At 68.0% G+C, this 25,288-nt stretch carries 24 protein-coding genes; 11 read left to right on the top strand and 13 right to left on the bottom strand.

The features are described from left to right. The first annotated feature begins 179 nt into the window (after nucleotides 1–179). Nucleotides 180–1,661, top strand: coding sequence for a CCA tRNA nucleotidyltransferase (locus ACFWYM_RS02870; RefSeq protein WP_384829186.1), 1,482 nt, complete (start codon nucleotides 180–182; stop codon nucleotides 1,659–1,661). A 138-nt stretch (nucleotides 1,662–1,799) separates the two neighbouring features. Here ACFWYM_RS02870 and ACFWYM_RS02865 read toward each other — a convergent pair whose 3' ends face one another. The 4 genes from ACFWYM_RS02865 to ACFWYM_RS02850 form a co-directional block, all read right to left on the bottom strand. Then, on the bottom strand, nucleotides 1,800–2,369 hold the full coding sequence (locus tag ACFWYM_RS02865) for a hypothetical protein (RefSeq protein WP_384829184.1): 570 nt from the start codon (nucleotides 2,367–2,369) through the stop codon (nucleotides 1,800–1,802). Nucleotides 2,370–2,484: 115 nt separating this feature from the next. After that, nucleotides 2,485–3,741: an MFS transporter gene (locus tag ACFWYM_RS02860; protein ID WP_384829182.1), complete on the bottom strand. Its 1,257-nt coding sequence runs from the start codon at nucleotides 3,739–3,741 to the stop codon at nucleotides 2,485–2,487. Between the two features lie 104 nt (nucleotides 3,742–3,845). Continuing rightward, on the bottom strand, nucleotides 3,846–4,928 hold the full coding sequence (locus tag ACFWYM_RS02855) for an inositol-3-phosphate synthase (protein ID WP_384829180.1): 1,083 nt from the start codon (nucleotides 4,926–4,928) through the stop codon (nucleotides 3,846–3,848). Nucleotides 4,929–4,986: 58 nt separating this feature from the next. Next, a complete protein-coding gene (locus tag ACFWYM_RS02850; RefSeq protein WP_384829178.1) occupies nucleotides 4,987–5,673 on the bottom strand; it encodes a helix-turn-helix transcriptional regulator in 687 nt (228 codons plus the stop codon). A gap of 373 nt (nucleotides 5,674–6,046) precedes the next feature. On the opposite strand from ACFWYM_RS02850, the gene ACFWYM_RS02845 reads away from it, so the two are divergent. Together ACFWYM_RS02845 and ACFWYM_RS02840 are read left to right on the top strand one after the other, a co-directional pair. Beyond that, complete coding sequence (locus ACFWYM_RS02845) at nucleotides 6,047–8,788, top strand: transglycosylase domain-containing protein (protein WP_384829176.1); 2,742 nt, start codon at nucleotides 6,047–6,049, stop codon at nucleotides 8,786–8,788. A 132-nt stretch (nucleotides 8,789–8,920) separates the two neighbouring features. Beyond that, nucleotides 8,921–10,468, top strand: a complete 1,548-nt coding sequence (locus ACFWYM_RS02840; protein ID WP_384829174.1) for a glycosyltransferase family 87 protein — start codon at nucleotides 8,921–8,923, stop codon at nucleotides 10,466–10,468. A gap of 70 nt (nucleotides 10,469–10,538) precedes the next feature. Here ACFWYM_RS02840 and ACFWYM_RS02835 read toward each other — a convergent pair whose 3' ends face one another. The 3 genes from ACFWYM_RS02835 to ACFWYM_RS02825 form a co-directional block, all read right to left on the bottom strand. After that, on the bottom strand, nucleotides 10,539–11,570 hold the full coding sequence (locus ACFWYM_RS02835) for an alanine racemase (protein WP_384829172.1): 1,032 nt from the start codon (nucleotides 11,568–11,570) through the stop codon (nucleotides 10,539–10,541). A 71-nt stretch (nucleotides 11,571–11,641) separates the two neighbouring features. Beyond that, the gene (locus ACFWYM_RS02830; protein ID WP_384829170.1) at nucleotides 11,642–12,763 is read right to left on the bottom strand and encodes a lipid II:glycine glycyltransferase FemX; all 1,122 of its coding nucleotides are present in this window, start codon (nucleotides 12,761–12,763) and stop codon (nucleotides 11,642–11,644) included. Nucleotides 12,764–12,909: 146 nt separating this feature from the next. Beyond that, complete coding sequence (locus ACFWYM_RS02825) at nucleotides 12,910–13,227, bottom strand: hypothetical protein (protein ID WP_384829168.1); 318 nt, start codon at nucleotides 13,225–13,227, stop codon at nucleotides 12,910–12,912. Between the two features lie 266 nt (nucleotides 13,228–13,493). On the opposite strand from ACFWYM_RS02825, the gene rpsF reads away from it, so the two are divergent. The 4 genes from rpsF to rplI all read left to right on the top strand — a co-directional run bounded on the left by rpsF (nucleotide 13,494) and on the right by rplI (nucleotide 15,212). Continuing rightward, complete coding sequence (gene rpsF / locus ACFWYM_RS02820; protein ID WP_006604399.1) at nucleotides 13,494–13,784, top strand: 30S ribosomal protein S6; 291 nt, start codon at nucleotides 13,494–13,496, stop codon at nucleotides 13,782–13,784. A 75-nt stretch (nucleotides 13,785–13,859) separates the two neighbouring features. After that, nucleotides 13,860–14,453, top strand: coding sequence for a single-stranded DNA-binding protein (locus ACFWYM_RS02815; RefSeq protein ID WP_384829166.1), 594 nt, complete (start codon nucleotides 13,860–13,862; stop codon nucleotides 14,451–14,453). A 57-nt stretch (nucleotides 14,454–14,510) separates the two neighbouring features. After that, entirely contained in the window at nucleotides 14,511–14,747 is a 237-nt protein-coding gene (gene rpsR, locus ACFWYM_RS02810) for a 30S ribosomal protein S18 (RefSeq protein ID WP_003949403.1), read from the top strand. An 18-nt stretch (nucleotides 14,748–14,765) separates the two neighbouring features. Next, nucleotides 14,766–15,212, top strand: coding sequence for a 50S ribosomal protein L9 (gene rplI / locus ACFWYM_RS02805; protein WP_384829164.1), 447 nt, complete (start codon nucleotides 14,766–14,768; stop codon nucleotides 15,210–15,212). A 116-nt stretch (nucleotides 15,213–15,328) separates the two neighbouring features. Here the strand turns inward: rplI and ACFWYM_RS02800 are convergent, their stop codons facing one another. Next, nucleotides 15,329–16,672 (bottom strand): MATE family efflux transporter, encoded by a 1,344-nt coding sequence (locus tag ACFWYM_RS02800; protein WP_384829162.1) that lies wholly within the window; start codon nucleotides 16,670–16,672, stop codon nucleotides 15,329–15,331. A 454-nt stretch (nucleotides 16,673–17,126) separates the two neighbouring features. On the opposite strand from ACFWYM_RS02800, the gene dnaB reads away from it, so the two are divergent. After that, on the top strand, nucleotides 17,127–18,605 hold the full coding sequence (gene dnaB, locus ACFWYM_RS02795) for a replicative DNA helicase (RefSeq protein WP_384829160.1): 1,479 nt from the start codon (nucleotides 17,127–17,129) through the stop codon (nucleotides 18,603–18,605). 32 nt (nucleotides 18,606–18,637) lie between these two features. On the opposite strand, the gene def is transcribed toward dnaB, so the two are convergent. After that, a complete protein-coding gene (gene def, locus ACFWYM_RS02790) occupies nucleotides 18,638–19,270 on the bottom strand; it encodes a peptide deformylase (protein WP_384829158.1) in 633 nt (210 codons plus the stop codon). Between the two features lie 100 nt (nucleotides 19,271–19,370). Between def and ACFWYM_RS02785 the strand changes: the two genes are divergently transcribed. Continuing rightward, nucleotides 19,371–19,949, top strand: a complete 579-nt coding sequence (locus tag ACFWYM_RS02785; protein WP_384829156.1) for a winged helix-turn-helix domain-containing protein — start codon at nucleotides 19,371–19,373, stop codon at nucleotides 19,947–19,949. 66 nt (nucleotides 19,950–20,015) lie between these two features. Then, a complete protein-coding gene (locus tag ACFWYM_RS02780; protein WP_384829154.1) occupies nucleotides 20,016–21,395 on the top strand; it encodes a serine hydrolase domain-containing protein in 1,380 nt (459 codons plus the stop codon). A 58-nt stretch (nucleotides 21,396–21,453) separates the two neighbouring features. Here the strand turns inward: ACFWYM_RS02780 and ACFWYM_RS02775 are convergent, their stop codons facing one another. Further along, nucleotides 21,454–21,906 carry a GNAT family N-acetyltransferase gene (locus ACFWYM_RS02775; protein ID WP_384829152.1) on the bottom strand — a complete coding sequence of 151 codons (453 nt, stop codon included), beginning with the start codon at nucleotides 21,904–21,906 and terminating at the stop codon, nucleotides 21,454–21,456. Nucleotides 21,907–21,934: 28 nt separating this feature from the next. Then, entirely contained in the window at nucleotides 21,935–22,393 is a 459-nt protein-coding gene (locus ACFWYM_RS02770; protein WP_384829150.1) for a MarR family winged helix-turn-helix transcriptional regulator, read from the bottom strand. 141 nt (nucleotides 22,394–22,534) lie between these two features. Here ACFWYM_RS02770 and ACFWYM_RS02765 point away from each other — a divergent pair, with 141 nt between their 5' ends. Then, entirely contained in the window at nucleotides 22,535–23,746 is a 1,212-nt protein-coding gene (locus ACFWYM_RS02765) for an MFS transporter (RefSeq protein WP_384829148.1), read from the top strand. Between the two features lie 100 nt (nucleotides 23,747–23,846). Here the strand turns inward: ACFWYM_RS02765 and ACFWYM_RS02760 are convergent, their stop codons facing one another. Further along, nucleotides 23,847–24,713, bottom strand: a complete 867-nt coding sequence (locus tag ACFWYM_RS02760; RefSeq protein WP_384829146.1) for a GNAT family N-acetyltransferase — start codon at nucleotides 24,711–24,713, stop codon at nucleotides 23,847–23,849. A gap of 5 nt (nucleotides 24,714–24,718) precedes the next feature. Further along, nucleotides 24,719–25,255 carry a DUF2269 domain-containing protein gene (locus ACFWYM_RS02755; protein WP_384829422.1) on the bottom strand — a complete coding sequence of 179 codons (537 nt, stop codon included), beginning with the start codon at nucleotides 25,253–25,255 and terminating at the stop codon, nucleotides 24,719–24,721. Between the last annotated feature and the right edge of the window lie 33 nt (nucleotides 25,256–25,288).

Below are 25,288 nucleotides of genomic sequence, written 5' to 3'. Positions count from 1 at the left end.
CATCGTCGTCAGTGGTCGTCGGTTGTGCGTCCACGCATGGTAACGATGCGCGCTGTGGCGAAGTGCCGCGGACTGCTCCACATGATCGGACGACCTGGTCGGGGCGGGACGGCGGCCTCGGGGAGCGCCCAGGGAATCCGGTCGGCCGTGGGGGTTCGGGGCACGTACCCTTTTCTGTTGTGCCGAACGCCAATGACGTCCCTGAGGACAACCCCACTGAACTGAGCCAGGTGCAACGCCGTGCGGTCAGCGAACTGCTGCGCGTTTCCCCCGCCGCGGACGACCTGGCCCGCCGCTTCCAGGAGGCCGGGTTCTCCCTTGCTCTGGTCGGCGGCTCGGTCCGGGACGCGCTCCTTGGCCGGCTCGGCAACGACCTGGACTTCACGACGGACGCGCGTCCCGACGACGTGCTGAAGATCGTGCGGCCGTGGGCGGATGCGGTGTGGGAGGTCGGGATCGCCTTCGGCACGGTCGGCTGCCAGAAGGACGCCCGCGTCGGAGATACCCAGCAGCGCTTCGACATCGAGGTCACGACGTACCGCTCCGAGGCGTACGACCGTTCCTCGCGCAAGCCGGAGGTGTCCTATGGCAACTCCATCGAGGAAGACCTCGTCCGCCGTGACTTCACCGTGAACGCGATGGCGGTGGCGCTCCCGGAGAAGGAGTTCATCGACCCGCACGGGGGACTCGAAGACCTGGCACAGCGCATCCTGCGCACCCCCGGTACTCCCGAGGAGTCCTTCTCCGACGACCCGCTGCGGATGATGCGTGCGGCACGCTTCGCCGCTCAGCTGGACTTCGAGGTCGCCCCGGAGGTCGTCGCCGCGATGAAGGCGATGGCCGAGCGCATCAAGATCGTCTCGGCGGAACGGGTGCGGGACGAGCTGAACAAGCTGATCCTCTCCGCTCACCCGCGTAAGGGCCTGGCCCTGCTGGTCGACACCGGGCTCGCGGAGTACGTCCTGCCCGAGCTCCCTGCTCTGCGCCTGGAGCGTGACGAGCACCACCGGCACAAGGACGTCTACGACCACACGCTGATCGTCCTGGAGCAGGCGATGGCCCTGGAGACGGACGGCCCCGACCTGACCCTGCGTCTTGCCGCCCTGCTTCACGACATCGGCAAGCCCAGGACGCGTCGCTTCGAGCAGGACGGTCGGGTCTCGTTCCACCACCACGAGGTGGTGGGCGCGAAGATGACGAAGAAGCGCATGACGGCGCTCAAGTACTCCAACGAGCTGGTGAAGGACGTCTCGCGCCTCGTCGAGCTCCACCTGCGCTTCCACGGCTACGGCACAGGTGAGTGGACGGACTCGGCCGTACGCCGCTACGTCCGCGATGCGGGCCCGCTGCTGTCCCGCCTCCACAAGCTCACACGCTCCGACTGCACGACCCGCAACAAGCGCAAGGCCAATGCGCTGTCGCGGGCCTACGACGGCCTGGAGGAGCGCATCGCCCGGCTCCAGGAGCAAGAGGAGCTCGACTCGATCCGGCCGGACCTCGACGGCAACGAGATCATGCAGGTCCTGGACGTGGGGCCGGGCCCTGTGATCGGCAAGGCGTACAAGTTCCTGCTGGAACTGCGGCTGGAGAACGGGCCGATGGAGCGGGATGCGGCGGTGGCTGCGCTCAAGGGGTGGTGGGCGGAGCAGTCGGAGGGCTGACGCTGGCGGGGGGGGGGGGGGGTGGGGGTGGTGAAAAACACCGCCCACCCACTCGGGCGGGGGGGGGGGGTGGGGTTGTTGTTGGGGGTGGGGGGTTTTTTTAACAGTTAAACAACGCCCCCTCCGCGATTGGAACGCCTACTGCTTGTAGTCCTTGAGGCAGAGCACGAAGTCCGTTCCCTTACCCGACTGCGTGTAGGCGTACTGGAAGTCCTTGGCCTCAGCCTTGCACTTACTGTCGGCCAGGAGGCCCGTGTAGGTGCCTTCGATCTTGGCGAGCACCTTGTACTGCGCCTTGGAGTCGTCGCAACCGACAACCTCGAGGTCGGGGTGGCTGTCGTCAGAGCTGCCCCGGTGCATGCAGTCGCCGACCGCCGCTGTCTCCGCATCGTCCCGGCTGGCCAGCCAGCCGACTCCGAGCGCTATGAGGCCGAGCACGACGGCTCCGGCGCGGAGGTAGGTCTTGAAGGGGCGGCGGGGCCGCGCCGGAGCCGGCGGCGGTACCGGACCCCCCTGGTTGAACTGCTGATACGGCTGCTGCGGCATGCCCGGCTGGCCCTGCTGCGGGGGGTACGGAGCGGTGGGAGCCTGCTGGCCGTACGGGGCGCCGCCCTGCGGCTGACCGTATGGGGCGCCCTGCGGCTGGCCGTAGGGGTTCTGGCCCTGGGGCGGGTACGGGTTCTGGCCGTGGGGCGGCGGAGTGGTCACTTTGGGGGTCCCCCTAGAACGAGAGCGCGATGGCGCGGATACGACGCCCCGTAAGCTATCTGGCCCCTATGGCAACTCTGAACCCAGAGGGTTCTCTGTGGCACTGATGTAACACTTACTGTGCGCTGAATCGGGTCATAAGCGCAGCAACTGCCGCGTAGATCAAGGCAACTGAGATCGCGAGCGGAACCGATCGGCCGTCAGGCGGCAGCATCAGCGCGGCCACCGCGGCCGCGGCGACGAATGCGACGTTGAAGAGCACGTCGTAGAGGGAGAAGATCCGGCCGCGGAAGCCGTCGTCCACCGAGGACTGCATCACCGTGTCCGTGGCGATCTTCGCGCCTTGCGTCGTCAGGCCGAGCACGAAGGCGGCGATGAGTATGGGGATGGGGGCGAAGGACAGGCTGAGGGCGGGTTCGAGGACCGCTGCCGTGCCCGCGCATCCGGCAATCCAGCCCGCGGGACCGAGCCGGTCCACCGCCGCGGGCGTCACCACCGCCGCGACGAAGAACCCCGCCGCCGAGACCACCGCGGCGAGCCCGAGGAGCGCGAGACCATCGGTCTCCGTCGAACTCCACGCGTACCGGCAGAGCATCAGCACCATGACCAGAAGCGCGCCGTAGCAGAAGCGCATGAGCGTCATCGCGGTGAGAGAGCGGGCTGCCGCGGGGCGTTCCCAGAGGTGCCGGACACCCTCGCGCAGACCCTGTGCCGTGCTGGCCAGAGCCGTTCCGAGGCGTGACTGCACCAACTCCGGGTCGGGACCGAGCAGTTCCCGCGTCAGGGTCAGTGACGAGAGGGCCGAGCAGAGGTAGAGGACGGCCCCGAGGAGGACCACCGCCGCGTCCGAGTCCGCCACCAGCAGGCGCACGGCGAAGGCGAGTACACCGCCCATGGTGGCCGCGAGCGTCCCGGCCGTCGGAGAGAGGGAGTTGGCGATGACGAGGCGCTCGGTGTCGACCACGCGGGGCAGCGCGGCCGAAAGCCCCGCCAGGACAAAGCGGTTGACGGCCGTGACGCACAGCGCGGAGGCGTAGAAGAGCCAGTCCGGTGCCGAGCTCAGCATCAGCAAGGCGGTCAGCGAGGCCAGCGCGGCCCGCAGCAGATTCCCGTACAGGAAAACCTGTCGCCGCTGCCAGCGGTCCAGCAGCACGCCCGCGAAGGGACCGACGAGGGAGTACGGCAGGAGGAGCACGGCCATCGCGGAGGCGATGGCCGTGGCGGAGGTCTGCTTCTCCGGTGAGAAGACGACGTAGGTGGCGAGCGCGACCTGATAGACGCCGTCCGCGCCCTGGGACAGCAGGCGTATGGCGAGCAGGCGTCGAAACGCCTGGAAGCGCAGGAGTACGCGCAGGTCACGTACGACAGCCATGGGCACAGCCTCACATACGAGGAGGGCCCCGGCGCGTACGACGTGTACGCTCCGGGGCCCTCGACAGACCGGGAGAAGGAGCTGTGCTGCCCCTCTGGGTCTGGTTAGCGCTCGACCTCGCCCTTGATGAACTTCTCGACGTTCTCGAACGCCTCGTCGTCGAAGTACTGCACCGGCGGGGACTTCATGAAGTACGAGGACGCGGAGAGGATCGGGCCGCCGATGCCGCGGTCCTTGGCGATCTTCGCGGCGCGCAGGGCGTCGATGATGACACCGGCCGAGTTCGGGGAGTCCCAGACCTCGAGCTTGTACTCCAGGTTCAGCGGGACCTCACCGAAGGCACGGCCCTCGAGGCGGACGTAGGCCCACTTGCGGTCGTCGAGCCACGCGACGTAGTCGGACGGGCCGATGTGGACGTTCTTCTCGCCCAGGTCGCGGTCCGGGATCTGCGAGGTGACGGCCTGCGTCTTCGAGATCTTCTTGGACTCGAGGCGGTCGCGCTCGAGCATGTTCTTGAAGTCCATGTTGCCGCCGACGTTGAGCTGCATGGTGCGCTCAAGACGGACACCGCGGTCCTCGAACAGCTTGGCCATCACACGGTGCGTGATGGTGGCGCCGACCTGCGACTTGATGTCGTCACCGACGATCGGCACGCCGGCCTCGGTGAACTTGTCGGCCCACTCCTTGGTGCCGGCGATGAACACCGGGAGGGCGTTCACGAAGGCGACCTTGGCGTCGATGGCGCACTGCGCGTAGTACTTCGCGGCGTCCTCGGAACCGACGGGCAGGTAGCAGACGAGGACGTCGACCTGCTTGTCCTTGAGGATCTGGACGACGTCGACCGGGGCCTCGGCGGACTCCTCGATGGTCTCGCGGTAGTACTTGCCCAGGCCGTCGAGGGTGTGGCCACGCTGGACCTGGACGCCGCTGTTGGGCACGTCGCAGATCTTGATGGTGTTGTTCTCGCTGGCACCGATGGCGTCCGCGAGGTCGAGGCCGACCTTCTTCGCGTCGACGTCGAACGCGGCGACGAACTCGACGTCACCGACGTGGTAGTCGCCGAACTGGACGTGCATGAGGCCCGGGACCTTGGTGTCCGGGTCGGCATCCTTGTAGAACTCGACGCCCTGGACCAGCGAGGCGGCGCAGTTGCCCACGCCGACGATGGCTACGCGAACCGAACCCATTCCGGTTGCTCCCTGTGTGATCTCGGTATTCCGGATGTGACCCCGCGGATCGCGGAGGTCACGTGGCGGTGTCATCGGACGGATCCGGCGGCGAGGTGCTGCCTCGCCGCCGGGGCAGGCCGCCCGACTCCCCAGATGTGCTGTCCTGCTGAGCGGAGCCGTCCGGCGTCGACCGTTGCTGGTCGCGTCCGGCGCGCTCGCTCTCGATGAGCTCGTTCAGCCAGCGCACTTCGCGCTCCACGGACTCCATGCCGTGCCGCTGCAGCTCAAGCGTGTAATCGTCGAGGCGCTCCCGGGTGCGGGCCAGTGAGGCCCGCATCTTCTCCAGGCGCTCCTCCAGACGGCTGCGCCGCCCTTCGAGCACGCGCATGCGTACGTCTCGCGAAGTTTGGCCGAAAAAGGCGAAGCGGGCGGCGAAGTGCTCGTCCTCGTACGCATCGGGGCCGGTCTGCGAGAGCAGGTCCTCGAAGTGTTCCTTACCTTCTGCTGTCAATCGGTAGACGATCTTGGCGCGACGCCCTGAGAGTGGTGCGGCCAGGGCCTCGTCGGATCCCGTGCCCGGCTCCTCGATCAACCAGCCGTTGGCGACCAGCGTCTTGAGGCAGGGGTACAGGGTCCCGTAACTGAAGGCACGGAAGACTCCGAGCGATGTATTGAGTCGTTTACGCAGCTCATAGCCGTGCATCGGGGACTCGCGCAGCAGACCGAGTACGGCGAACTCGAGGATGCCGGAGCGCCTGCTCATCGCCGCCCCCTTTCTGTCGCGAACCGTTGGCGCGGACTTTATGCCGAGCTGATGTATCGACTCGATACATCGTGACGATAGAACGGCCATCCGGCTGGGGCAAGAGGGGGGACGGTGAACGGCGTCACATCACCGATTCGTAGGAAGTAACTTGCCTGATTTGGGGTGAACTTCGGGGCTACGAGGGTTTTGACGGTGCGTAGTCTGTGCGCCATGCAAACCGCCGGGAACCAAGTGACGTATGGGAGCGTCGTCGTCCCCGGTGTGGTGCGGGTGGGTGCCGGAATGGGCGCATCCGCACGTCGGGGGGACCGGAAACCAGCCGCCGTTTCCAGGCGCGGATGCCCGCGCCTGCCCGAGGAGTAATCGTTCGATGAGCGAGCACCGTCGCAAACCGCCGCAGCCGCAGGGCGGCGGACGTGCCGCGGCCCGACGCGGCGCTTCCGGCGCACCGTCCGGCCGTCGCGCAGCACCGCGGGGCGCCACAGGATCGCCCTCTTCCTCGTATGGTTCCGGTCCTTCCGAGGGCGGGGAACGACCGTACGGTGGCCGGGCCGAGGCGCGGCGCGCAGCGCAGCGCAGTGGTTCGGCCGCCGGCAGCGGGCACCGCAGAGCCCCCGACGGGGGCGGGCGCGGTGGCGGCGGAGGGCGACGCGGCGGTGGACCCGGTGGCCCCGGAGGTCCGGGGCGCGGCCGGGGACGTGGCTTCGAGCCGCCCCGCAAGAAGCGCTTCATCGACTACCCGCGGGCGGGCAGGCACGGGGTGCGGCGCTGGATCCCTTCGTGGCGCCTGATCTCCGGCCTCTTCATCGCGTTCGTCGGCAGTCTGATGGCCGTCGCGGGCATCGCGTACGCGCTGGTGGAGGTCCCGAAGGTCGACGACGCCGCCCTGGCCCAGAACAACGTCTACTACTGGGCCGACGGCAAGGTGATGGTCGCGACCGGCGGCGAGACCAACCGTCAGATCATCCCGTACGAGGACATCCCCAAGGAGATGCGGTACGCCGTCATGTCCGCGGAGAACAAGTCCTTCGAGAAGGACAAGGGCATCGACCCGATGGGCATCACCCGTGCCCTGGTCAATATGGCCAAGGGCGGGGAGACCCAAGGTGGTTCGACCATCACTCAGCAGTACGTGAAGAACGCGCGGCTCGGTGACCAGTCGCAGACGTTCAGCCGGAAGTTCAAGGAACTCTTCATCTCCATAAAGGTGGGCCGCCAGGAGAAGAAGGAAACGATCATGGCGGGGTACCTCAACACCGCCTACTACGGCCGGGGCGCTTACGGCATCCAGGCCGCCGCGCGCACGTACTTCAACAAGAACGCCAAGGACCTGGACCCGAGCCAGTGCGCTCTCCTGGCGACGGTGCTCAAGGGCGCCACTTACTACGACCCCGCGGGCTCCCCCGAGGTCGACCCCGCCGCCTCGCAGGATGCCAACCGGGCTCGGGCTGAGAAGCGGTGGAAGTGGATCCTCGACGAGGAGGTCAAGGACGGTCGCATGACCGCCGGGACGCGGGCCAAGTACACCAAGTTCCCCAAGACGCAGAACCCGCGCTCGAACGCTCAGCTGGGCGGTCAGACCGGCTATCTGGTTGGCCTGGCCAAGGCGTACGTGCTCAACAACACCAACATCACTGAGAACCAGCTGCAGCTGGGCGGCTACGAGATCCACACGACCTTCGACAGAAACAAGGTCAAGGAGCTCGAGGACGCGGTGAAGAAGGTACGCAAGGCCAAGATCAACAAGGACAAGCGTCCGGACAAGGACTCCCACGTCCAGTTCGGCGGTGCGTCGGTGAACCCGAAGAGCGGCGCGATCGAGGCGATCTACGGCGGTGAGGACGCGACCAAGCACTTCACCAACAACGCCGACCAGACCGGTGCCCAGGTCGGTTCGACCTTCAAGCCGTTCGTCCTGGCGGCTGCCTTCAAGGATGGTGTTCGCGATCCGGACGGGCCGGAGGTTCAGGGCCCAGGTGAGCGCAAGATCGTCAATCCGAAGAGCTTGTACAGCGGCAAGAACAAACTCAAGATCCAGCAGTACAACGGCCAGGTCTGGCAGGACAAGGAAGGCAAGGAGTGGCTGCAGAAGAATGACGGCGGCGCCTCCTACAACCGGCCGACCTACCAGATCGACCTTCGTGAGGCCATGCGCGAGTCGGTGAACTCCGCCTATGTCCAGCTCGGTATGGACGTCGGGCTCGACAAGGTGAAGCAGGCCGCCATGGACGCGGGGCTCCGCGACGACAACTCGATGGCCAGCGCCAACTACCCCTCCTTCTCGCTCGGTACGTCGTCACCGAGTGCGATCCGCATGGCGGGTGCGTACTCCACGTTCGCGGCGAAGGGGAAGCAGAACGACCCGTTCTCGGTGAAGAGCATCGATCACGAGAGCGAGACGGTCTACCGGCATGACGTGAAGCCCAAGCAGGCATTCGACGAGGACGTCGCCAGCAACGTGACCGACGTGCTGAAGACCGTCGTCGAGAAGGGCACCGGCACCAAGGCCCAGCTTGCCGGGCGTGACGTGGCGGGCAAGACCGGTACGACCGACGGCAACAAGTCCGCCTGGTTCGTCGGCTACACCCCGCAGCTGTCGACCGCGATCAGCATGTACCGGCTCGACGACAACGAGGGCAACAAGAAGCGCCAGTTCCTCGAGATGTACGGCACGGGCGGCGAAGAGAAGATCCACGGTGCCTCGTTCCCCTCGGAGATCTGGCACGACTACATGGAGAAGGCGATGAAGGGCCAGCGCGCCGAGCGCTTCCCGACGCCGGAACCGATCGGTCAGGTCGTCGGCGAGACCCCGCCGCCGACGCCGACCCCGACACCGACCGAGGAACCGTCGGAGACCCCCTCGGCGACCCCCTCGGACAGCGGCAAGCCCTCGGAATCGCCGTCCGAATCCCCCGACCCCACAGAGTCCTGTGAGTGGGATGACTGGGAGTGCAACAACGACGGCGGTACGTCCGATGGCGGTGTCGACACCGGTGGAGGCACCGGCGGTCAGTCGCCACCGAGCACGGACAATCCGACGGGTGGGGGCACCGGAGGCAGTAACGGCAATGGCAATGGCGGAGGCTTCCTAGGAGGCTCGGACGGCGGCTGATCCAGTGGCCGCTCCGGTGTCTGGCTCCTAGGAGTCAGCCGACGAGCACGGCGCGTGTTTCACGTGAAACGAGGGCCGCTGCACCTACCGGGTGCGGCGGCCCTCGACGTGTTCCCAGGTGCGTACGGCAGGATGTGCGGCATGCCCAGTGCAGAGATGACGCCCACGAGCGAGCACCAGCCCCCGAGCGTGCGGGAGCGGGAGCCGGTCCGGCCGACCAAGGAGGACGAGGTCGCCGCGGCCGGCAGTGAGCTGATCGGCGGGCCCGTCGGCCGAAGAGTGCTGTTCACCGCGTCCTGGTGGGGCCCCGTACGCGTCATCGTGCTGGTCGCCCTGGGGATGTTCGCCCTCGGGATGGTGCAGAAGTTCCCCTGCTACAACGGCGGCTGGTTCTTCGGGGCCAGCTCGCAGTACACGCACGCCTGCTACTCCGACATCCCGCACCTTTATCAGGGGCGCGGCTTCGCCGACGGTCTCGTGCCGTACTTCGACAAGCTGCCCGGCGACATGGAGTACCTCGAGTACCCGGTGCTCACCGGGGTGTTCATGGAGGTGGCGTCCTGGCTGACTCCCGGCAACGGCTCCATCCAGCACCAGGAGAAGTGGTACTGGATGGTCAACGCGGGGATGCTGATGGCCTGCACAGCGGTCATCGCCGTCTGCATCGCCCGCACGCACCGGCGTCGCCCCTGGGACGGCCTGCTCGTCGCGCTCGCGCCCGCCTTCGCGCTGACGGCCACCATCAACTGGGACCTCTTCGCCGTCGCGCTCACGGCCGCCGCGATGCTGATGTGGTCACGTGGGCGGAGCCTCGCCTTCGGTGTGCTGCTCGGGCTCGCCACGGCCGCCAAGCTCTATCCGGCACTGCTCCTCGGGCCGCTGCTCATCCTTTGTTGGCGCGCCGGCAAGTGGCGAGAATTCGGCACGGCCGTGGGTGCGACGGTGGGTGCCTGGCTCGTGGTGAACCTGCCGGTGATGGTCATGCACGACTCGACGGGCTTCCACATCCGCGAGGGCTGGGCGAAGTTCTACACCTTCAGCCAGGAGCGGGGCGTCGACTTCGGGTCGATCTGGCTGATCCTCTCCCAGCGCATGGACAGCCCGCTGACCACCGACACCGTCAACACCCTTGCCACGGCCCTGATGCTGCTGGCGTGCCTGGGCGTCGGTGCGCTCGGCCTCACGGCCCCACGACGCCCGCGCTTCGCGCAGCTCGCGTTCCTCGTCGTCGCGGCCTTCATCCTCACCAACAAGGTCTACTCACCGCAGTACGTGCTGTGGCTGATCCCCCTGGCCGCCCTGGCCCGGCCGCGCTGGCGGGACTTCCTGATCTGGCAGGCGTGCGAGGTGGCGTACTTCCTCGGCATCTGGATGTACCTCGCGTACACGACGAGCGGAGACGCCCACAAGGGGCTGCCGACGGAGGGCTACCAACTCGCCATCGCCGTCCACCTGTTGGGGACGCTCTACCTGTGTGTCGTGGTCGTACGCGACATTCTGATGCCGGAGCGGGACGTGGTGCGGCGGGCCGGGGACGACGACCCCTCGGGCGGGGTCCTGGACGGCGCGGAAGACGTCTTCGTTCTCGGAGCGGCGGCCCATCCCCCGCGGCATGCGGCACACATGGCCGAAGGCACGTATGTGAAGTGGGGGACGACGGCGGACGACGCTTCCTCCTGAATGCACACGCTGAAGGGGCGGACACGATGCCGTGTCCGCCCCTTCAGCGTTGCGCCCTTCAGAGTTGCGGTCAGCGGTCGACGATTCGGTCGAACTGCGTCGTGGTGTGGCGCAGGTGGGCGACGAGTTCCTCGCCCACCTTGGGCTCCGGCGCGTCCGCGGGGACGAAGAGGATGGAGACCTGCATGTGCGGCGGCTCCGCGAACCAGCGCTGCTTGCCCGCCCAGACGAACGGCGAGAGGTTGCGGTTGACGGTCGCGAGCCCCGCACGGGCCACGCCCTTGGCGCGCGGCATCATGCCGTGCAGCGCCTTCGGGGCCTCCAGGCCCACCCCGTGCGACGTGCCGCCCGCGACGACGACCAGGTAGCCGTCCGAGGCGACCTTCTGCTGGCGGTAGCCGAAGCGGTCACCCTTGGCGACGCGCGTGACGTCGAGCACCGCTCCGCGGTACTCCGTCGCCTCGTGGTCGCCCAGCCACAGCTGTGTGCCGATGCGCGCCCGGAAGCGGGTCTGCGGGAACTGCTGCTGGAGGCGGGCGAGTTCGGCGGCCTTGAGGTGGCTGACGAACATCGTGTGCAGCGGGAGCCGGGCCGCGCGCAGACGGTCCATCCAGCCGATGACCTCCTCGACGGCGTCCGAGCCGTCGGTGCGGTCCAGGGGGAGGTGGATCGCGAAGCCCTCGAGGCGGACGTCCTCGATGGCCGCGTGCAGCTGCGGCAGGTCCTGCTCGCTCACGCCATGGCGCTTCATCGAGGACATGACCTCGATGACCACGCGGGCCCCGACGAGGCCGTGCACGCCGTCGAGCGAGGACACGGAACGGATGACCCGGTCCGGCAGCGGCACCGGCTCCTCGCCCCGCCTGAACGGCGTCAGGACCAGCAGGTCGCCCCCGAAGAAGTCCTTGATCCGCGCTGCTTCGTACGTCGTGCCGACGGCGAGGATCTCGGAGCCGAAGCGCGTGGCTTCCTCCGCGAGCCGCTCATGCCCGAAGCCGTAGCCGTTGCCCTTGCAGACCGGGACCAGGCCCGGGAACTGCTCCAGCACGTGCTTGTGATGCGCCCGCCAGCGCGCGGTGTCGACGGAGAGCGTGAGCGCCATGGCCGGTCCGGAACCTTTCGTGTGGCTGCGGTGTGTCTGAGGTCAGAGGTACGGAAGAAAAGTGTGCCGGTTCAGCGGCGCGACATGTAGATGTCGAGGGCCTTGTGCAGCAGCTTGTTGAGCGGGAAATCCCACTCGCCGATGTACTCGGCGGCCTCGCCGCCGGTGCCGACCTTGAACTGGATCAGGCCGAAGAGGTGGTCCGTCTCGTCCAGGGAGTCGGAGATGCCGCGCAGGTCATAGACGGTGGCACCCATCGCGTACGCGTCGCGCAGCATCCGCCACTGCATCGCGTTCGAGGGCCGGACCTCGCGCCCGATGTTGTCCGAGGCGCCGTAGGAGTACCAGACGTGGCCGCCGACGACGAGCATCGTCGCGGCCGACAGGTTCACGCCGTTGTGCCGTGCGAAGTACAGCCGCATGCGGTTGGGGTCCTCGGAGTTGAGGGCCTGCCACATCTGCTGGAAGTAACCGAGCGGGCGCGGGCGGAACTTGTCGCGCACCGCCGTGATCTCGTAGAGGCGCTGCCACTCGGCGAGGTCCTGGTAGCCACCCTGGACGACCTCGACACCGGCCTTCTCGGCCTTCTTGATGTTACGGCGCCACAGCTGGTTGAAGCCCTTCTGGACCTCCTCCAGGGAGCGGTTGGCCAGCGGCACCTGGAAGACGAAGCGGGGCTGGACGTCACCGAAGCCGGCGCCGCCGTCCTCGCCCTGCTGCCAGCCCATGCGGCGCAGCCGGTCCGCAACCTCGAAGGCACGCGGCTCGATGTGCGTCGCCTCGGTGTCGCGCAGCCGCTTCACGTCGGGGTTCTGGATGCCTGCCTTGATCGCCGGAGCGTCCCAGCGGCGGATCACGACGGGCGGGCCCATCTTCACGGAGAAGGCGCCCTGCTTCTTGAGGTGGGCGAGCATCGGCTGCAGCCACTCGTCCAGATTCGGGGCGTACCAGTTGATGACCGGGCCCTCGGGCAGGTATGCGAGGTACCGCTTGACCTTGGGCAGCTGGCGGTAGAGGACCAGGCCCACACCGACCAGCTGGCCGGTCCGGTCGTCGAACCAGCCCAGGCTCTCCGAACGCCACTCGCTCTTCACATCAGCCCATGCCGGGACCTGGCAATGACTCGCCGACGGCAGGCTCTGGATGTAATCCAGATGCAGCTTCCGGTCGATGGTCCTCAGGGTCAGGCTCATGCGGGGCGCTCCTCGGCAGGTCTGTCCCCATGGGTACAGGGGCTCCGGCTCTCGCGCCGAAGCCTACTGCGCCCCGCCCGCGCCCCGTCTGGGCGTATGGAACCTGGGACCCCGGTCAGGAGCGGGACCGGGGTGCCGGAGGGGGTTCAGCCGACGATTCCGCCGAAGAGACCGCCGTGCGCCATGCTCAGGAAGAACCCGACGGCCGAGGCGCCGAGACCGAGGATCATGCCGAAGCGCTCGCGGGTCGTCACCGAGATGAACTGGCCGTACGCGCCCGTGAAGATCCCCACGAGGCCGGTCCAGGAACTGATGAGGTGGAGGTTGTGGAACATCGCCGTGACGAACGCGATGGCGCCGAGCACCAGGGTCACGCCGAGGAGCGTGTCCTGGAGGGGATGGGGTTTCCCGTCCGTGGCGAAGAGAGACGTGGCGGTGTTGGTGGGGCGCATTGTCTGTGCCATGGGAGGCACCTCCTGCGGAAGGCGGCGCATCGTAGCGCCATAGACACCCGATGTGTACAGATTCTGCCCGCCCGCCGCCGGATTTCAACCGGAAGCCTCGGTGCGGGTACTCTGTACCGTCTGCACCGGTGTCTGCCCAGGCCACGACGGCAGTCCTTCTCTGAAGGGCCTGATTGTCAGTGGCGGCCGATACCGTTGCGTACGCATAACAACCCTCCTGCCACGGAACGACCGTGGCCGCTGAGTCCAAAGGAGGTGGGTTCCACATGCGTCACTACGAGGTGATGGTCATCCTCGACCCCGATCTCGAGGAGCGTGCTGTCTCCCCGCTGATCGAGAACTTCCTCTCCGTCGTCCGTGAGGGCAACGGAAAGGTGGAGAAGGTCGACACCTGGGGCCGTCGTCGTCTCTCGTACGAGATCAAGAAGAAGCCCGAGGGCATCTACTCGGTCATCGACCTGCAGGCCGAGCCTGCGGTCGTCAAGGAGCTCGACCGCCAGATGAACCTGAACGAGTCGGTCCTCCGGACCAAGGTCCTCCGTCCCGAGACCCACTGAGCTTCCTAGCTCAGCGGCACTCGGGTTTCGAGTAGCAGCAAGCAGCCAGCAGCAAACCCGCCGAGAGGTTCACCCATGGCAGGCGAGACCGTCATCACGGTCGTCGGCAATCTTGTCGACGACCCCGAGCTGCGCTTCACCCCGTCCGGTGCGGCGGTCGCGAAGTTCCGTGTCGCGTCCACTCCCCGCACTTTCGACCGGCAGACCAATGAGTGGAAGGACGGCGAGAGCCTGTTCCTGACCTGCTCGGTCTGGCGTCAGGCGGCGGAGAACGTCGCAGAGTCGCTTCAGCGAGGCATGCGCGTCATCGTGCAGGGCCGACTGAAGCAGCGGTCTTACGAGGACCGTGAGGGCATCAAGCGCACGGTCTACGAGCTGGACGTCGAGGAAGTCGGCGCCAGCTTGAAGAACGCGACGGCCAAGGTCACCAAGACCTCGGGCCGTGGCGGCCAGGGTGGTTACGGCGGCGGTGGCGGCGGCCAGCAGGGCGGCGGCTGGGGCGGTGGCTCCGGCGGCGGTCAGCAGCAGGGTGGCGGCGGTGCTCCCGCCGACGACCCCTGGGCGACCGGTGCGCCTGCCGGCGGCGGTCAGCAGCAGGGCGGCGGCGGTGGCTGGGGTGGAAACTCCGGCGGTTCCGGCGGCGGCTACTCGGACGAGCCCCCCTTCTAAGCCTTCGGGCCGAGGGTGGGCCGTACCCACACTTCTTGATCACACAGGAGAAACACCATGGCGAAGCCGCCTGTGCGCAAGCCGAAGAAGAAGGTCTGCGCTTTCTGCAAGGACAAGGTCACGTACGTGGACTACAAGGACACGAACATGCTGCGGAAGTTCATTTCCGACCGCGGCAAGATCCGTGCCCGCCGCGTGACCGGCAACTGCACGCAGCACCAGCGTGACGTCGCCACGGCCGTGAAGAACAGCCGTGAGATGGCGCTGCTGCCCTACACGTCCACCGCGCGATAAGGGAAGGGTGACCGACTCATGAAGATCATCCTCACCCACGAGGTCACCGGCCTCGGCGCCGCCGGCGAGGTCGTAGACGTCAAGGACGGCTACGCCCGCAACTACCTGATCCCGCGGAACTTCGCGATCCGCTGGACCAAGGGTGGCGAGAAGGACGTCGAGCAGATCCGTCGTGCTCGCAAGATCCACGAGATCCAGACGATCGAGCAGGCCAACGAGATCAAGGCTCAGCTCGAGGCCGTCAAGGTCCGTCTGGCTGTCCGCTCCGGCGACGCCGGTCGTCTCTTCGGTTCCGTCACCCCGGCCGACGTCGCTTCGGCGATCGAGGCTGCCGGTGGCCCGAAGGTCGACAAGCGTCGTGTCGAGCTCGGCGCGCCGATCAAGACGCTGGGCGCCCACGCGACGTCCGTGCGTCTGCACCCCGAGGTTGCCGCGAAGGTCAACGTCGAGGTCGTCTCCGCCTAAGCACTGCGCTTGGTAGGACTGAGTAAAGGGGCCGCACCCACTGGGTGCGGCCCCTTTGCCATGTCGTCGACGTGCTGCAGTGTCGTCGTTTCACGTGAAACAGCGTCGCCACTGCCTCAGCGCGTGGCCCCGGTGACGATCCACCGCCCGGAGCGGGCCCGCAGCCAGAGTGTCAGCATGCGCACCGTCATCATCAGCATCATGGCTCCCCATACGCCCGTCAGTCCCCAGCCCAGCGTGGGGACCAGCAGTGCCACGGGAGCGTAGGCGGCCAAGGTCGCCAGCATCGCCCAAGCGAGATAGGGCCCGTCGCCCGCACCCATGAGGACGCCGTCGAGGACGAACACGACGCCACAGATCGGCTGGGAGAGGGCCACCACGACGAGGGCGGGCAGGGCTGCGTCCTGGACGGAGGGGTCACTCGAGAAGAGCGGGATGAACAGCGGTCGCGTGACGACCACCAGTGCTCCCAGGATGACCCCGGAGGCGACACCCCACTGCACCATCCGACGACAGGCGTCACGGGCTCCCTGTGGGTCGTCGGCGCCGAGATAGCGGCCGATGATCGCCTGCCCCGCGATGGCGATGGCGTCGAGGGCGAACGAGAGCAGGCTCCACAGCGACAGGATGATCTGGTGGGCCGCGATATCGGCGTCGCCGAGACGGGCGGCCACGGCGGTCGCGATCATCAGGATGGCCCGCAGCGACAGCGTCCGTACGAGCAGGGGCGCTCCGGCCTGGGCACACGCCTTGATGCCGACGAGATCAGGGCGGAGCGAGGCGCCATGGCGCCGGGCACCGCGCACGACCACGAAGAGATAGACCGCGGCCATCGCGTACTGCGCGATGACGGTGCCCCAGGCGGAGCCGGCGATGCCGAGTCCGGCGCCGTAGACGAGCCCGGCGTTGAGGGCACCGTTCGCCACGAAGCCGCCGACCGCCACATAGAGCGGGGTACGGGTGTCCTGGAGGCCGCGCAGGACACCGGTGGACGCCAGGACGACGAGCATCGCCGGGATGCCGAGGACGGAGATGCGCAGATACGTGCTCGCGTACGGAGCGGCGGTGTCGGAGGCGCCGAAGAGCCCGATGAGTGAGGGGGCCGTCGGCAGCGTGACGGCGATGACGGCGATGCCCAGGAGAAGCGCGAGCCAGATGCCGTCCATGCCCTGACGGATGGCGGCCCTGAGGTCCTGGGCGCCCACACGGCGGGCGACGGCGGCTGTCGTGGCGTAGGCAAGGAAGACGAAGATGCTGACCGCAGTCGTCAGGAGCGCCGAGGCGACGCCGAGTCCGGCGAGCTGTGCCGTGCCCAGGTGACCGACAATGGCACTGTCGGCCATCACGAAGAGGGGTTCGGCGACGAGTGCGCCGAAGGCGGGGACGGCCAGCGCGAGGATCTCTCGGTCGTGCTGCCGCCGGGCGGCCTTGGTCGCCACGGGGGCCTGTGTCATGGGCATCAATCTAATCTTCCACAGGTAAGAGATGCAACTGCTATAGGACCCTTACGGAGACAGCTGTCGGGTGCTCGACGGGACGGGGTTCGCCAAGATCTTGGGCCGACTGGGGAAGTTTTTCTTCTGCACAGCCGGTGGATGGGAAAGTGCCAGGTCAGAGTGGGTTTGCTGTGAGGGCTGAGGGCTTGTTCACAGGGCTGTCCACCGCGCCGTGCACAGGTTTCGCCGAGTTCTCCACAGCATCGCGCCCGTCATCCACACCGCCTGTGGATAACCAGATTGGCTGACGGTGCCCCCGGGCCTACCGTGGTCCGGCGCCCGCCTCCTTCTCCGTCCTCGGAAACCGCGTAAAACCGACGCGTCAGAACCGGAGTTGGGCTTCCTGTTTTGTCAGTGTCGTGCCGTAAGAAAGAGGGGCACGGCGAGGTCCGCTCGGCGGACGGGAGGAGGTGGCCCGGTGAGTATTTCCGAGCCATTGGACGACCCCTGGGCCGACAGCGGTCCGGGTGACCGTCTGCCCGTCTCCCGCCAGCGCCGCGAGGGCGGCCGTGGCCGCGACGAGCAGCACGAGCGGGGCCGTGAGGGTGGCGGCTGGGACGGCGGCGGCGCCTCCTTCGAGCGCGTACCGCCGCAGGACCTCGACGCCGAGCAGTCCGTGCTCGGCGGCATGCTGCTCTCCAAGGACGCCATCGCCGACGTCGTCGAGGTGCTCAAGGGCCACGACTTCTACCGCCCGGCCCACGAGACGGTCTACACGGCGATCCTCGATCTGTACGCGAAGGGGGAGCCGGCCGACCCGATCACCGTCGCCGCCGAGCTCACCAAGCGCGGTGAGATCACCAAGGTCGGCGGCGCCCCGTATCTGCACACCCTGGTCGGCTCGGTCCCGACGGCGGCGAACGCCGAGTACTACGCGGAGATCGTGCACGAGCGCGCGGTCCTGCGCCGTCTCGTCGAGGCCGGTACCCGCATCACGCAGATGGGATACGCGGCCGACGGCGACGTCGACGAGATCGTCAACAGCGCCCAGGCCGAGATCTACGCGGTCACCGAGCAGCGCACCAGCGAGGACTATCTGCCGCTCGGCGACATCATGGAAGGCGCGCTCGACGAGATCGAGGCGATCGGCTCGCGCAGCGGCGAGATGACCGGTGTGCCCACGGGCTTCACCGACTTCGACTCCCTCACGAACGGTCTGCACCCGGGCCAGATGATCGTCATCGCGGCCCGTCCCGCCATGGGTAAGTCGACGCTGGCGCTCGACTTCGCGCGCGCCGCCTCCATCAAGCACAACCTGCCCAGCGTCATCTTCTCCCTGGAAATGGGGCGCAACGAGATCGCGATGCGCCTGCTCTCCGCCGAGGCGCGGGTGGCGCTGCACCACATGCGCTCCGGCACGATGACGGACGAGGACTGGACCCGGCTCGCGCGCCGGATGCCCGAGGTCTCGGCGGCGCCGCTCTACATCGACGACTCCCCGAACCTGTCGATGATGGAGATCCGCGCGAAGTGCCGCCGCCTCAAGCAGCGCAACGACATCAAGCTTGTGATCATCGACTATCTGCAGCTGATGCAGTCCGGTGGTTCGAAGCGGTCCGAGAGCCGACAGCAGGAAGTCTCGGACATGTCGCGAAACCTCAAGCTGCTCGCCAAGGAGCTCGAGGTCCCGGTCATCGCGCTCTCGCAGCTGAACCGTGGCCCCGAGCAGCGCACGGACAAGAAGCCCCAGGTCTCCGACCTGCGTGAATCCGGCTCCATCGAGCAGGACGCGGACATGGTGATCCTGCTGCACCGCGAGGACGCGTACGAGAAGGAGTCCCCGCGCGCGGGCGAGGCGGACATCATCGTGGGCAAGCACCGTAACGGCCCGACCGCGACGATCACCGTCGCCTTCCAGGGCCACTACTCGCGCTTCGTGGACATGGCACAGACCTGATGACGGGGATCTGACCGTGGAGGCCGGGCGCCTCAGTGGCCCAACTGGGCCGCCTTGGTGTCGCGTCGGGTGAAGACCTCCTCGCGGCGCTCCGCCATCTGTCGCAGCGCGTCCTTGCGATCGCGCTTGGACAGCCGGTCGAGATAGACACGCCCGTGGAGATGGTCGGTCTCGTGCTGCAGGCAGCGCGCGAAGTAGCCCGTCCCTTCGATGACGACGGGATTGCCGTCCTTGTCGGAGCCGCGGACGACGGCGCGATCGGTGCGGGGGACCTCCATGGTGGCGCCGGGCACGGAGAGGCAGCCCTCGCCTTCGTCCACGAGGCGGCGGTCGCCCGGATCGGGCAGTTCGAGCACCGGGTTGATGATGTGGCCCACGTGCCGGATGCCGTGGTCGTCCGGGCAGTCATAGACGAACAGCCGCAGGTCGACGTCCACCTGGTTGGCGGCGAGGCCCGCGCCGTCGGCCACGTACATCGTCAGGAACATATCGTCGATCAACGCCGAGAGTTCCGGGGTGCCGAACTCGACAACCTCCTGGCACGGGCGGCTCAGGATCTCCTCGCCCACCACAGTGACCCGCCGCACCGCACCCCTTCCGGCCTCTGGCGGCAGAGCGGGATACGCGTCGACGGGCCGGCCCTGCACACGGACGCGCCGGTCCATGGGGCGGGGTTGATCGTGGTGAACGGACAAGGCTGTCTCCCCCCTTCGGGCAAGCGAGAGCCGCTTGCCAAGTGCTTTGCAAAGTAGCAGACTTTGCAAAGTGACTGAAGACGATCTCCACCCGCAGGCCCCCTTGGCCCAAGGCGCCGGTGACGAACTGCGTGAGCACGAGGTCCGCACGGCCCTGCTGGACCTGCTGGCCGAGGTCGGCACGGTCACGGCGACCGAAGCGGCCGTCCGGCTGGGCTACAGCTCGGGGCTCTGCTCGTTCCATCTGCGGCAACTCGCACGCCACGGATACATCGAGGAGGCCCCTCACCAGGGGGGCCGCGCACGCCCGTGGCGCCTGACGACGCACGAGTCCAGTGAAGTGGCCTCGGCGGAGGGGCAGTTCGGCGATCTGGCACGCGGACTCGAGGACGAGAGCTGGCAGCGTTGGCTGAGCCGGAGGAATGAGGCTCCGGCCGAGTGGCGCCATGACGAGGCGTTCAGCGCGGTCGCCTATCTGACGCCCGAGGAGATGAGCCGGGTCGCGGAGACCGTCCGCAGGGCGCTCGCCCCCTACCAGGACCGTGAACAGCGCCCCCTGGCCCGGCCTGACGGCGCCCGGCCGGTGGCTCTCATCACCCGCCTCTTCCCGTTGCTGCCCGAGGTGGCCGACGAGCCGGATCAGATCTGACGCGGGTCTGAAGCAGGTCTGACAAAAGCGGTCGACGAAGAGCATCGCTCAGGGTGGACTGGTGCCATGACATCTCGTGAAGAGCTGCTGCCCACCACCCGCCGAGCCCTCCTGCATCGGGTCGCCACCGCCCAGTCCCAGGGGCGTGCCCCCTCGCTGGTCGCTTCGGTCATCAGAGACGGGGAGTTGGTGTGGACCGGGGCGCGCACCTCTGTGGACGGGCACGCTCCGGACGAGAATGTCCAGTACCGCATCGGTTCGATCACCAAGACCTTCACCGCCGTCCTCGTGATGCGACTGCGGGACGAGGGTCTGCTCGATCTCTCGGACCCGCTGGAGAAGCATCTGCCGGGTACGGGTGCCGGTGACGTCACCATCGTCGAACTCCTCGCGCACACCAGCGGTCTGGCGGCCGAGTCTCCGGGCCCCTGGTGGGAGCGGAGCTCCGCTGCGCTGCGTCCCGAGCTCTCGGATGTGTTGGGTGAGGAGCCGTTCAAGCACCCCGTCGGCCGGCTCCATCACTACTCCAACCCCGGCTATACGCTGCTCGGTTCGCTGGTGGAGAAGCTGCGTGGTGTCCCGTGGGAGGAGGCGCTCCGCCGCGAGGTGTTGGAGCCACTCGGCCTGGACCGCACGAGTGCGCAGCCGCAGGACCCGCACGCCGGGGGCTGGGCCGTGCACCCCTGGGCGGACGTGATGATGCCCGAGCAGGTCGAGGACGTGGGTCTCATGGCCCCGGCCGGCCAGCTCTGGTCCACGACGGCGGACCTGGGGCGCTTCGCGGCCTTCCTGCTCGCAGGGGACGACCGGGTGCTCAGCGCTGAGTCGGTGCGGGAGATGCGGACGCCGTCGGCGCCGTTGGCGGCGGAGAACTGGGACGCGACCTATGGCCTGGGGACGCAGCTGCTGCGGGTCGGAGGACGCACCCTCTTCGGTCACTTGGGATCGCTGCCCGGCTACCTGGCGGGCCTCCTGGTGAGCGAGGAGGAGGGGCTCGCGGCCGTCGCCCTGGTCAACTGCACCTCCGGGCCCGCCATCGGTGCCCTGACCGCGGAGCTGGTGCTCATGGTGGCCGAGGCCGAGCCGCGCATCCCCGAGCCGTGGCGCCCGGCGACCGAAGTCGACTCCTCCGTCATGGAGTTGGTCGGCTCCTGGTACTTCGGTACACAGGTGGTCGTGCTGCGCTCGACGGGGCAGGGCGCGGTGGTGCTGGGGCCGCTCGCGGGCGGCGGAGGGCGCCAGGCGCGGTTCCGGGCGAACGGGGACGGTACGTGGACGGGCCTGGACGGCTACTACGCGGGGGAGCAGTTGCGCGCGGTACGGAGGGCGGACGGGTCGGTGAGCCATCTCGACCTGGGGTCGTTCGTCTTCACGCGTGAGCCCTACGAGGCAGGGGCACCGGTGCCGGGCGGGGTGGACCCGGAGGGGTGGCGAGGGCTGCCGTAGTCCGTCGCGCAGGTGGGATGGTGGGGCTGTTTCACGTGAAACAGCCCCACCAGTGCTGTCAGAGCTGGAGTTTGAAGCCCACGTGCGATGCCGTGAAACCGAGCCGCTCGTAGAAGCGGTGAGCGTCGACGCGGGTGGCGTCGGAGGTCAGCTGCACCAACTGGCAACCCTGGCGCCGGGATTCATCGACGGCCCACTCGATGAACCGGGTGCCGAGCCCGCTGCCCCGTTCGTCCGCGTGCACGCGCACGCCCTCGATGATCGAGCGGGTGGCGCCCTTCCGGGACAGGCCCGGGATGATCGTGAGCTGGAGCGTGCCGACGACGCGTCCCTCGCGCACGGCGACGACCAGGTGCTGATGTGGGTCACCGGCCAGACGTTCGTACGCGGTGCGGTACGGCGTCAGGTCGTCCGGGGATTCCCGTTCGGCGCCGAGCGGATCGTCGGCGAGCATCGCGACGATGGCGGGCAGGTCCTCCGCTGCCGCCGGGCGTATCTCAAGATCTCCCATGGCGGCAGCCTAAGCGGAGGACCGCACCTCAGACAGTCGCTCGTACGGTTTCGACGGCCCGGACCAGGGGTGCCAGTTCGGGGTTCTGTGCCGCTTCGTCGAGGGCTTCGCGCAGGGCGGTCTCGTTGGTGGGGCGGGCCTCTTCCAGGAGCTTGAGCCCGGCTTCGGAGACGTTGGTGTAGATGCCGCGGCGGTCGGTGGGGCACAGATAGCGCGAGAGCAGCCCGCGGTCCTCGAGACGGGTGACCAGGCGCGTGGTGGCGCTCTGACTCAGCACCACGGCGTCGGCGACCTGCTTCATCTGCAGATGGCCGCCCTCTCCGTCGTGCTGGCGGCTGAGGACGTCGAGCAGCGAGTACTCGCGCACGCTCAGGTCGTGCCTGGCTTGCAGGGCGCGCTCGATGTGTGCCTCGATCCTGCCGTGGAGCAGGGAGAGCGCGCACCAGCCCTGTGCGAGGGCGGTGAGTGCCGGGTCTGTCGCTGTCATGGCTCTTCTTCCTCCGTCCCGGAGCGTGTGCCCCCAAGGGTAGTCGATGGCTGCAATATCCGGCGCTTGCAATTAGCGCGCGTCTGCAATTATTGTGAAGTCACGTAAAGCGCACCTGCAACCGTCTGGAAGGTAGATCCCATGCCTCTCGCGCTTCTGGCCCTCGCGATCGGGGCCTTCGGAATCGGAACCACAGAGTTCGTGATCATGGGGCTCCTGCCCGAGGTCGCGGGTGACTTCGGTGTCTCCATCCCGACAGCCGGCTTCCTGGTGACCGGCTATGCCCTCGGGGTCGTGCTGGGCGCGCCCCTCATGACCGTCCTCGGCACCAAGATCCCCCGCAAGCGGATGCTCATGCTGCTGCTGGGGCTCTTCATCGCGGGCAACCTGCTCTCCGCCGTGGCCCCGGTCTTCGGTGTGATGCTGGCCGGCCGCGTCGTCGCCTCACTCGCCCACGGTGCCTTCTTCGGCATCGGCTCGGTCGTCGCGGCCGAACTCGTCGCGCCGGAGAAGAAGGCCGGAGCGATCGCCATGATGTTCACCGGTCTGACTGTGGCCAATGTGGTCGGAGTGCCCCTCGGTACCTTCGTCGGGCAGACCCTCGGCTGGCGCATGACCTTCGCCATCGTCGCCGTGCTCGGCGTCATCGGCCTCGTGGGCATCGCCAAGCTCGTCCCCGACCTGCCCCAGCCCGAGGGTGTGCGGCTGCGGCACGAGCTGGCGGCGTTCCGGAACGTCCAGGTGCTGCTCGCCATGGCGATGACCGTCCTCGGCTTCGGCGGGGTCTTCGCCGCCATCACCTACCTGGCGCCGATGATGACGGACGTCGCGGGCTACGCGGACTCCTCCGTGACCTGGCTGCTCGTCCTGTTCGGGCTCGGCATGGTCGCCGGGAACCTGATCGGCGGGAAGCTCGCGGACCGCGCGCTGATGCCCCTTCTGTACGTCTCGCTGGGCGGCCTGGCCCTCGTGCTCGCCCTCTTCACGCTCACCGCGCACAACAAGATTGCCGCTGCCGTGACGGTCATGCTGATCGGTGCGCTGGGCTTCGCGACGGTGCCCCCGCTGCAGAAGCGAGTGCTCGACCAGGCGTCCGGTGCACCCACGCTGGCCTCGGCCGTGAACATCGGCGCCTTCAACCTCGGCAACGCGCTCTCGGCATGGCTCGGCGGCCTCGTCATCGCCGCGGGCCTCGGCTACACCGCGCCGAACTGGGTCGGTGCCGTCCTCGCGGGCTCGGCTCTCGTCCTCGCGGTTGTGGCGGCCGGTTTGGAGCGCCGCTCCGCCTCCGGGCCCAGCCTGGTCGTCTCCGGTGCGGCAGCCGTCGAGCAGCCGCAGCCCGTACACCACTGACGTCCACCACGCGCCGCGCGGACATCGCACAAAGCACGCCCTCAAGTACCCCTCATCATCGGGTACTTGAGGGCGTGCCTCGGTGTGGTGTGGGGCTCCCTCAGCCCGCGGCCACCGTCAGCGGTGCGAAGCGGCGGGTCCAGTCGCCGGGCAGTCCCGAGATGCCGCACGTCATCACGGCATTGAAGGACACGGGCGCGAGGCCGCGCTCCTTCACCCAGGCGAGGAGCTCCTCATGGCGTACGTCGATGTCGGTGCGCAGCGGCCGGTCGGAGCGGGTGCCGAGCGAGGCGATGAGCGACTTCGCCGTCTCCGTGTCACGGGCGATCAGCGGGCCGACGACATGGGTCTCCATATTCGGCCAGGCGCTCGCGTAGCCGACGATCTCGCCGTCCAGCTCCGCGACCCGGAACAGGTCGGAGAAGGCCGGGAGGCGCGTGAGCATGTGTGTGCGGTCGAGGCCGAAGACCTCTGTGTCGAGCCGCAGGATCGCGGGCAGGTCCTCGGCCGTGGCGGGCCGGGTGGGCACCTGGGGCTCCTGGCCGCCGGGGGTGAACCGGCCGCGGACCATCTCGGCGCGGCCGGTCGTCTTGAAGCCGAGCTGCTCATAGAGGGGTTGGCCGTAGGGCGTCGCGTGCAGGGTGAGCGGCGTCGTGCCGGCCTCCTCGATCACGTGGCGCATCAGCCGGAGGCCGACACCTTGGCGGGCGTGCCGCTCGGCGACCAGGACCATGCCGATGGCCGCGAGACCGGGCTGCTCCGGAAGGCCGTACTCGGTCACTACGCAGGCGGCGACGAGACCGCCTTCCGGGTCGTCGATGCCGTAGCCGGTGCCCGCGGACAGCAGCAGGCTCCACTTGTGGTCCTCACGGGGCCAGCCCCGATTCTCGGACAAGTCGGCGCAGGCGGAGACGCCTTGGGGAGTCAGACGGCGGATGGGGAGTGCGGAGAGGGAAGGTGTCGACACGCGGGTCAGGCTGTCTGACGCATGTCCCTTGCGTCCACCTGTTTGTGGAGAGAGGCCCGCTGCTTTCGGCCACGACGGGTCAGTCCCCAGGGCTTGAGCACGGAGATCGCGGTCATGAAGAGGTAGGCGCTCAAGGAGACGCACGGGCCGATGGCGAGCTTCCACGTTCCTTCCAACGGCTGCCCTGCGATGGCTTGTTCTGCCGATTCGTTGATGCCGGGGAGCAGGAGGAAGATCGACAGACCGGTGGTGACGAGGGTCAGCCAGAATTTTGCGTAGACCCAGCGGTGCCGGGCCAGGCCCCAGGGAGTGCCCAGTGAGAGAACCAGCCCGCTCACCAAGGTGAGCAGCGCGACCGGCACGATGAGCCAGTCCGCGAACAGCTTCATCGAGCGGTACGAAGCCTCCGCGGCGTCCGGGGATCCGGTGGTTGCCGCGGTGACGGCGAGTGCGAGCAGGCCCAGGGTGATACCGGCCCAGCTGACAGAGACGGCTACATGAACGACCAGGATGGCCCGACGGGCGGGGCGATGAAGTTTCACGTGAAACACGATGCCGAGCGCGTGCGGTGAGGG

Origin of the sequence: Streptomyces sp. NPDC059009, assembly GCF_042740175.1 — a bacterium.
Classification (GTDB): domain Bacteria; phylum Actinomycetota; class Actinomycetes; order Streptomycetales; family Streptomycetaceae; genus Streptomyces.
This window is presented reverse-complemented; position numbering and strand designations above follow the sequence as displayed.

Excerpts from the sequence above, each read along its gene's own strand:
- ACFWYM_RS02860 (WP_384829182.1), bottom strand. The coding sequence starts at position 3,741 with ATGGCTGTCGTACGTGACCTGCGCGTACTCCTGCGCTTCCAGGCGTTT.
- ACFWYM_RS02855 (WP_384829180.1), bottom strand. The coding sequence starts at position 4,928 with ATGGGTTCGGTTCGCGTAGCCATCGTCGGCGTGGGCAACTGCGCCGCC.
- ACFWYM_RS02850 (WP_384829178.1), bottom strand. The coding sequence starts at position 5,673 with ATGAGCAGGCGCTCCGGCATCCTCGAGTTCGCCGTACTCGGTCTGCTG.
- ACFWYM_RS02845 (WP_384829176.1), top strand. The coding sequence starts at position 6,047 with ATGAGCGAGCACCGTCGCAAACCGCCGCAGCCGCAGGGCGGCGGACGT.
- ACFWYM_RS02840 (WP_384829174.1), top strand. The coding sequence starts at position 8,921 with ATGTGCGGCATGCCCAGTGCAGAGATGACGCCCACGAGCGAGCACCAG.
- ACFWYM_RS02835 (WP_384829172.1), bottom strand. The coding sequence starts at position 11,570 with ATGGCGCTCACGCTCTCCGTCGACACCGCGCGCTGGCGGGCGCATCAC.
- ACFWYM_RS02830 (WP_384829170.1), bottom strand. The coding sequence starts at position 12,763 with ATGAGCCTGACCCTGAGGACCATCGACCGGAAGCTGCATCTGGATTAC.
- ACFWYM_RS02825 (WP_384829168.1), bottom strand. The coding sequence starts at position 13,227 with ATGGCACAGACAATGCGCCCCACCAACACCGCCACGTCTCTCTTCGCC.
- rpsF (WP_006604399.1), top strand. The coding sequence starts at position 13,494 with ATGCGTCACTACGAGGTGATGGTCATCCTCGACCCCGATCTCGAGGAG.
- ACFWYM_RS02815 (WP_384829166.1), top strand. The coding sequence starts at position 13,860 with ATGGCAGGCGAGACCGTCATCACGGTCGTCGGCAATCTTGTCGACGAC.
- rpsR (WP_003949403.1), top strand. The coding sequence starts at position 14,511 with ATGGCGAAGCCGCCTGTGCGCAAGCCGAAGAAGAAGGTCTGCGCTTTC.
- rplI (WP_384829164.1), top strand. The coding sequence starts at position 14,766 with ATGAAGATCATCCTCACCCACGAGGTCACCGGCCTCGGCGCCGCCGGC.
- ACFWYM_RS02800 (WP_384829162.1), bottom strand. The coding sequence starts at position 16,672 with ATGCCCATGACACAGGCCCCCGTGGCGACCAAGGCCGCCCGGCGGCAG.
- def (WP_384829158.1), bottom strand. The coding sequence starts at position 19,270 with ATGGACCGGCGCGTCCGTGTGCAGGGCCGGCCCGTCGACGCGTATCCC.
- ACFWYM_RS02780 (WP_384829154.1), top strand. The coding sequence starts at position 20,016 with ATGACATCTCGTGAAGAGCTGCTGCCCACCACCCGCCGAGCCCTCCTG.
- ACFWYM_RS02775 (WP_384829152.1), bottom strand. The coding sequence starts at position 21,906 with ATGGGAGATCTTGAGATACGCCCGGCGGCAGCGGAGGACCTGCCCGCC.
- ACFWYM_RS02770 (WP_384829150.1), bottom strand. The coding sequence starts at position 22,393 with ATGACAGCGACAGACCCGGCACTCACCGCCCTCGCACAGGGCTGGTGC.
- ACFWYM_RS02765 (WP_384829148.1), top strand. The coding sequence starts at position 22,535 with ATGCCTCTCGCGCTTCTGGCCCTCGCGATCGGGGCCTTCGGAATCGGA.